The sequence below is a fragment of the Propionivibrio sp. genome, assembly GCF_049316945.1.
Lineage (GTDB): Bacteria > Pseudomonadota > Gammaproteobacteria > Burkholderiales > Rhodocyclaceae > Propionivibrio.
This window is the reverse complement of the sequence record NZ_JBMOJE010000237.1, coordinates 1-4,226: the sequence shown is the minus strand read 5'-3', so window position 1 is coordinate 4,226 and position 4,226 is coordinate 1. Positions and strand designations below refer to the sequence as shown.

The window sequence follows — 4,226 nt, the reverse complement described above, 5'->3', positions numbered from 1 at the left end:
CGCCTCCAAACCCTTGCGCCATCAGGGGGGCGCGGTTCGTGCGTCAGGGTTGGCGAGCCGGCATTGTAATTGACAATAATGGCTGAAATTGTGTAGCTCATTTATTTCTAATTCGGACCGGAAAATAGAGTGAGATTACACGTTGTTTTGATATTCGGCGGCATCGAATTCTGAAAGTTCAGAAATCATGATTCTCCACCGAGACGGTAATTGATAAACCGCCGAACGTATCACAAAATCGGCTCGAATCTCGACACAAACGGAACCAACTGTCGCGGCCGTCCTGAAACTGGTCGTAGATGGCCGGTGTGAAACTGGCGTTTCTTTATGGGAAAAATTCAAGCTTGTATTTTCTACGCTGGTTGGGTTTTCTTCGGTGTTCTTCATACGCACCCTGCGCCAACTGCACCAAGCCACTGTAGATTTGGAACTTCCACCGCGGCCAAGTCGCCCACAGCAAACGCGACCTTTTCAGGGTGGCGCATATCGCGTGTGGGCATAATCAAATCGACCATAAACCCTGTTTTGTTTACTGCTCGGAATGCCTCGTGCTCGACAACCTCGAATGTCGAGTCCACCTTGCGTAGCAGTCCAAGCAACCCATTGCCATTCAAGTTTTTTGCAACCAGGGATAGTTTTTTACGGGGGTCGTATAGCAGATCAACATCACCCGAGGCAAGCAACTCCATTTTTAGGTGGACACCTGCCATGGACTCATAGGCATAGATTGCATGAGCACAAACGATACGGAAATCCTCACGCGCTTTTGATAAGTCAACGGCCTGAAGAATCTCGCTGACTACCATGGGCAATCGCCCCAAATTAACAGCCTTGTTCAAGCGAGCCTGTATCTTCATACGGTCATCCAAGCCAGATGCACGCTCTTTTGCTCGTAACCGGCCATCGATAAAGGATTGATAAACAGACTCGGTTTCCGGGCTGCGGGGTCCAAGGGATTTTGCGTTACCTACGGCATCATGCACTCGATAGAGGTATTCCCTTTCTTTTGAAGTAACCCATTTCATACCATATTTGTAACTTGCAAGATGTTGCCTAGCTTGAACCCATGGCGCGTATATCTGCGTACTTTCAACCAAAAACAATCGTTGCTGCTCACTCAGGGGGGTCATGGCACTCTCCGGTTATTCCGTTTTTCTCAGAAATTACAATCTACAGAACAACTGTTTTTTGTTCAATAGGTTACGTCACCTTCAGCTCGGTGCATCCGCGGGCGAACCCTACGGATTGGTGCTGGTTGGCACAGGGGCGTATGAAGAACACCGAAGATAACCCAAGCCACGAAGAAAATGCCAGCTTGAATTATTTCCAATAAAGAAACGCTAGTTTCACACCGGCCATCTACGACCAGTTTCAGGTCGGCCGCGACAGTTAGTTTTGGGCTACAATGTAGCTCACCAACAAGGAGGAATGAATCATGACTAATGCTGTTGTTCGTGCGCGCATCGACGAGCACATAAAGGAAGAGGCCAGCGCCGTACTTGCTGCAATGGGGCTGACCGTCTCCGACGCCTTCCGCATTATGCTGACCCGTGTCGCCCGCGAGAAGGCATTGCCGTTCGAGGCTTTGATTCCGAACGAAACCACCATCGCAGCCATGCGCGAGGCACGCGCCGGCAATCTTAAGAGCTTCGAAAGCGTTGGGGCGTTGATGGCGGACCTGCATGCGGAAGATTGACCCGACCGGCCAATTCAAGCGCGACTACAAACGCGAGGCTAAGGGCCAGCATCGGGCAACGCTCGATGCCGACTTGGAGCTGGTCTTTGAGGCTCTGGCAAGCGATCAGCCACTAGAGCCTCGGCACCGTGACCATGCGATTACTGGCGAGTGGAAGGATCATCGGGATTGTCACGTCAAGCCCGACCTGGTACTGATCTATCGAAAGCCAGATGATGTGACGTTGCAACTCGTTCGGCTTGGCTCGCACAGCGAGCTTGGCCTGTAGAAACGAAGTTGCCGGCTGCTGGTCATCGGAAACCGTGGCCGACTTATGATCGGAACGGGTGGCGGTTTTCATCGGAATTCGCAATTGCCATCAAGTACGCTCTCGGGCGTGGCGACATGCCGGTTTCCAGCCAGGATGCGTTACGAATTAATTTCATGAATCTGTTCAGCGTCCGGGTGGCAATCGACCAAGAACGCCATCATTTCAGTGGCGTCCTTCTCTAAGTAAAACCGAACCATACTTTCGTTGAATTGCTGCGCTTTGGCTGCGGGGACGCTGATCGCATCAATGCCCGCTGACATCAGAATGCCATTCATCATGAAGCGGGACGTGCGCTTATTGCCATCGAAAAAGAATTGCTGCAAGGCTCCGAACAGGAAGAAGGCGGCAGCTTTCTCAAAGGGTTGCTGAAGCTCGTCTTCAAGCGCTTGCAGACCACAGAAAAAGACACGGTTTAACTCTGGCGCACCGGCAATGGTCGCCAGAGGTGTGTATCGCCCATGCTCACCCAGGCCGACATCCGGCGTGTAGCCCGTTTCTTCACCCTCACCCCGGAAGTGACCCCATTCCAGAGCTTCATTGCGGGCGACCAGACCATGCAGCTTAGAGAACGTTACTTTATCCATGGAAAACTTGCCTGCCTTCACCAGCGACAGAAGGTGCTTGGAGCTGGTCGCCAGATTGAGGACTTGTTCTTGGTCAGAGATTTTCCGCCCGCCGATGGTCACGCCATCCAGCAGGGTTTTGACTTCGGGGAAGGTGAAGGGATTGCCTTCAAGCACGGATGCATCCCAAACGAACTCCGGCAGCATGCGATGGAAACGGAAGGCCACCCGCTCGATGGAATGTGTCGGCACGACACTAGGCACTACTGACCTGTTCCAGTTAAATCCGAGTGCGGAGAAGAGTTCCATATTTTTCCTTGTACCCACAATGTAATCCGGTTTCATTGTAGCGAGACAAAGCAACTATTACAGCAACAAAATCCGGTTGTCGGCGACGGCGTGAAATTGGTGCGAATTGGCCGACATAGAACTGGACTGATGTACCTCTGTTTTTGTAGGGTGTGCAAAGTTTCATCTTGCGCACGCGGACGCACCGAGCTGAAGGTGCGCAAGATGAAGCCTTTGCACACCCTACGGATTGGTGCGGGTTAGCACAGGGGGCGTATGAAGAACACCGATGAAAACCCAAGCAGCGAAGAAAACGCCAGCTTTATTTTTCCCATAAAGACGATATGAAGTTGTGTGGCTCACGTTTTTCTTCTTATCGGTAGCAAGCGCTTATCCAGTACCCGCCAGATTTCGCCGATAGAAACAATCCGCCCTTTTTGAATCTGCTGCCGTTTGCACCACATCTTCGGCAAGCCCAAAAGCGCATCCCGCTTGGCTCGCAGAATCACGCCCCCTTGCCCGCACAGTACGAACCAGGCAATGCTGACCAGATTCAGCACCACATGCAAGGGTAGCAACAACCAGAACAACAAGCCCGGCATATCCTTAACGAACATCCAAACCAGATTGCGATGCCCGTGATAAACAGAGAAATCACTGTTTTTACCGCCTGTTGTGCCGGAGCCGACGTGATGCACCACAGACTGCGGCACATAGAGGCAACGGTATCCAGCTAACCTCAATCTCGCGTCTCTGCCGAGCAGTCCATTACCTGTCCGCCAACTCTCGATACAACTTCACGTACTCCCCCACCATCTGGTCGGCCGTAAAGTGCTTCCAATATCGCTCCTCAGCGCGCCGTCCCATCTCTGCCGCACACTCTGGGTTTTCCCATAAATAGCGCATCGCTTGACGCATCGCAACTGAGTCGCTGGGGGGCACAACCAGGCCAGTTTGATCTGCAATGTTGATGAACGTTGTACCGGTACCTATCTCGCTGGAGATCATCGGCTTGCCATACATCGCGCCTTCCAGAAGAGATATGCCGAAGGCTTCTGAACGTAAGTGTGAAGGAAAAACTACCGCGTAGCACAGCGTTAGCAGTGCGACCTTATCTTCATCAGACAAGTGTCCAAGAAAGTGTATATTGCGTAAGCTGAGTTGAGCCGCCTGCGCTTTCAACTCCTGCTCAATGGGGCCTGAACCCACTATTACGATTGGATAGTCCGTCCCTTGCGCGGCCTCCATCAAAATATGAAGACCTTTGTAGTAACGAAGAAGCCCGACAAACAAAAAAAACTTTGAGCCGAGTTTGTTAGGCGGCGTAAATAAATAAACATATCAAGTTTGCGCTATTACGTTCGGTCTG

At 51.7% G+C, this 4,226-nt stretch carries 5 protein-coding genes and 1 pseudogene; 2 read left to right on the top strand and 4 right to left on the bottom strand.

Features of this window, described 5'->3' with window-relative positions; translation table 11 throughout:
• Nucleotides 1-383 precede the first annotated feature (383 nt).
• Nucleotides 384-1,130, bottom strand: a complete 747-nt coding sequence (locus ACOYNV_RS26140) for a GSU2403 family nucleotidyltransferase fold protein (protein WP_422902746.1) — start codon at nucleotides 1,128-1,130, stop codon at nucleotides 384-386.
• Nucleotides 1,131-1,435: 305 nt separating this feature from the next.
• Between ACOYNV_RS26140 and ACOYNV_RS26135 the strand changes: the two genes are divergently transcribed.
• Entirely contained in the window at nucleotides 1,436-1,696 is a 261-nt protein-coding gene (locus tag ACOYNV_RS26135; RefSeq protein WP_422902745.1) for a type II toxin-antitoxin system RelB/DinJ family antitoxin, read from the top strand.
• Nucleotides 1,683-1,964, top strand: a complete 282-nt coding sequence (locus ACOYNV_RS26130) for a type II toxin-antitoxin system YafQ family toxin (protein ID WP_422902744.1) — start codon at nucleotides 1,683-1,685, stop codon at nucleotides 1,962-1,964. Before ACOYNV_RS26135 ends, ACOYNV_RS26130 begins: the two co-directional genes overlap by 14 nt.
• Nucleotides 1,965-2,104: 140 nt before the next feature.
• On the opposite strand, the gene ACOYNV_RS26125 is transcribed toward ACOYNV_RS26130, so the two are convergent.
• The 3 genes and pseudogenes from ACOYNV_RS26125 to ACOYNV_RS26115 all read right to left on the bottom strand — a co-directional run.
• Nucleotides 2,105-2,878 (bottom strand): Fic family protein, encoded by a 774-nt coding sequence (locus ACOYNV_RS26125; protein ID WP_422902743.1) that lies wholly within the window; start codon nucleotides 2,876-2,878, stop codon nucleotides 2,105-2,107.
• Nucleotides 2,879-3,216: 338 nt separating this feature from the next.
• Nucleotides 3,217-3,570, bottom strand: a complete 354-nt coding sequence (locus ACOYNV_RS26120; RefSeq protein WP_422902742.1) for a hypothetical protein — start codon at nucleotides 3,568-3,570, stop codon at nucleotides 3,217-3,219.
• A 55-nt stretch (nucleotides 3,571-3,625) separates the two neighbouring features.
• A pseudogene (locus tag ACOYNV_RS26115) lies at nucleotides 3,626-4,159 on the bottom strand (glycosyltransferase); the annotation flags it as partial.
• Between the last annotated feature and the right edge of the window lie 67 nt (nucleotides 4,160-4,226).

What these genes read in the sequence shown, in the direction of transcription:
- ACOYNV_RS26140 (WP_422902746.1), bottom strand. Translation starts at nt 1,130, where the DNA reads ATGACCCCCCTGAGTGAGCAGCAACGATTGTTTTTGGTTGAAAGTACG.
- ACOYNV_RS26135 (WP_422902745.1), top strand. Translation starts at nt 1,436, where the DNA reads ATGACTAATGCTGTTGTTCGTGCGCGCATCGACGAGCACATAAAGGAA.
- ACOYNV_RS26130 (WP_422902744.1), top strand. Translation starts at nt 1,683, where the DNA reads ATGCGGAAGATTGACCCGACCGGCCAATTCAAGCGCGACTACAAACGC.
- ACOYNV_RS26125 (WP_422902743.1), bottom strand. Translation starts at nt 2,878, where the DNA reads ATGGAACTCTTCTCCGCACTCGGATTTAACTGGAACAGGTCAGTAGTG.